Source organism: Phocaeicola sp. RTP21198st1_B8_RTP21198_201120 (assembly GCF_040929485.1).
Classification (GTDB): Bacteria; Bacteroidota; Bacteroidia; order Bacteroidales; family Bacteroidaceae; genus Phocaeicola; species Phocaeicola dorei.
On the sequence record NZ_JBCOCI010000092.1, the window covers coordinates 16,650 to 18,668 of the forward strand.

1 protein-coding gene is annotated in these 2,019 nt (G+C 39.7%); it reads right to left on the reverse strand.

Features of this window, described 5'->3' with window-relative positions; translation table 11 throughout:
• Positions 1–302: 302 nt before the first annotated feature.
• Positions 303–1,943: a C69 family dipeptidase gene (locus tag AB5935_RS20990; protein ID WP_007833247.1), complete on the reverse strand. Its 1,641-nt coding sequence runs from the start codon at positions 1,941–1,943 to the stop codon at positions 303–305.
• Positions 1,944–2,019: the final 76 nt, after the last annotated feature.

Here is a 2,019-nt window from a genome sequence, read left to right on the forward strand (position 1 = left end):
TTATAAGGTTTATAATTATATCCGATTTTTACGTCTTGACAAATGTAAAAGAATTAAATTAAAAATCCTAGAAATTTGGAAGAAGAAAATTAGAGATATAAAGGATTATTCCCCAAAAATAATCTGTCATAAAAAAATAGAAGACCATACAAGGTAAAAAACACTATTATATAACAATCAGTAAAGCTCCTAGGCATCCTGAATACAATCTAAAAAACTATCTTATTATGCAAACAGGGGCAGAATTATAATCTGCCCCCTCCACTAATTAATCAGACTTTCAGAACATACAAAAATATATCCTATTTCATCTTATAACGTCCACCGGTGGCCTTTACCAGTTCTTCCAAAAATTCTTTGGGATATCCCGGACGTACCAAAGGAGCACAATGACCGGTTTCAGGGCGAAGTATAGTTCCATCTTTTGCCATCTTTTTCACAGCACCATCATTATACTTCACAATCAAAAATTCACCCAACTTCTTCCAGCTGTCTATTGCCGATTCGGCTGTCATGCAACTATAGTTAGTCAAGAATTCTTTTGCTTTTACAGGATCTTTCTCATATAAACTCATGGCAGAAGATTCAATGCCAGCCTGTGCATTCGCATAAGTATCTTCCAAATTATTTTGAACGGCACGCATATCATCAATCATCAGGCTATAACGTGGACGAATCATATCGGCCACCCAATTATAAATCCAGAATGCAGAATCCCATGAAAAAGTTACACAGTCGGCTTCTTTACCGCTATAACAATCAGGAATACGATCCGAACAACAATATACAGGAGCAAACACTGTCATATTAGCATCATCTGTCCCAAACCATAATACTCCCCCTATTGCATCGGGCAGGCTAGCACGCATCTGTGCAACAAAAGTGAAAGCCGTTTGCTGAGTCGAGATGGGACGTTCATTGAAATATTCCTGATCTCCTACTTTAAAACTCAAGGGCGACAGACGATAAGGAGTTTTAAACGGACCTGCACCGGGATCATTAGTAATATCCAGTGGAGTACCCTCATAGTGATCGCGCATAGCTGCTTGTACATCACGTACTGAAAGTTTACGGGAAGGCTTGATATAAAGAGGCATCGGTTCTTTGCTGTCCCCCTGGATATAAGGAAGATAGGTATCTCCCACCGACTTATTGAACATATTATAGAAACTCCATACACGCGCTTCACAGAACCGTACACCACCAAAATCTAAAGGATTATATGCCGCCGAGAAACTGAAATCTTTATTCATACCGTCAAAATAGCCTTTTTCACGAGCGAAAGAAATCACATCCGGAGAGTAAAGACAATTATCCTTGTCATTCATATTGAACTGATGAATCCGGCTCTGATTAGCATGTGCGGCAATACAATCATCCGGTATACGGACTGCTACCCATACAGCACCTTTCACACCGGGACCCTTACCGATCATCTCCAAAATCCAGACTTCATTGGGATCAGCGATACTGAATGATTCGCCACTGCTATAATAACCATATTCTTTTACTAAATCCGTCATTACCTGTATGGCTTCTTTGGCTGTACGAGAACGCTGGAGAGCTACATAAATCAAACTTCCATAATCCATAATACCGGTAGAATCAACCAATTCCTCCCGTCCACCAAAAGTAGTTTCACCTATGGTTACCTGAAATTCATTCATATTACCTACCACATTATAGGTTTGACGCGCTTCTTTTATTTGCCCTAAATATTTGCCCGAATCCCAATCATAGATATCACGCATGGTTCCTTTTTCATGCATACCGGCAGGATAGTGATACAACTCGCCAAACATTCCGTATGAATCAGCGGAATAAGAAACGATAACAGAACCATCCACCGAGGCTCCCTTACCTACAATCAGGTTAGTGCACGCCAAACTCTCCGTTATCGCTGCCAACAGAAAGGCAGCACCTAAAATCAGTTTATTCTTCATTAACCTTAATTCCGCAACACTATTATAAATTAAACTTTTTAAGTACCTGAGCAACAAAAAGTTGCTCAGGATTTTG

Coding starts and splice junctions, on each gene's coding strand:
- AB5935_RS20990 (WP_007833247.1), bottom strand. CDS start 1,943: ATGAAGAATAAACTGATTTTAGGTGCTGCCTTTCTGTTGGCAGCGATA.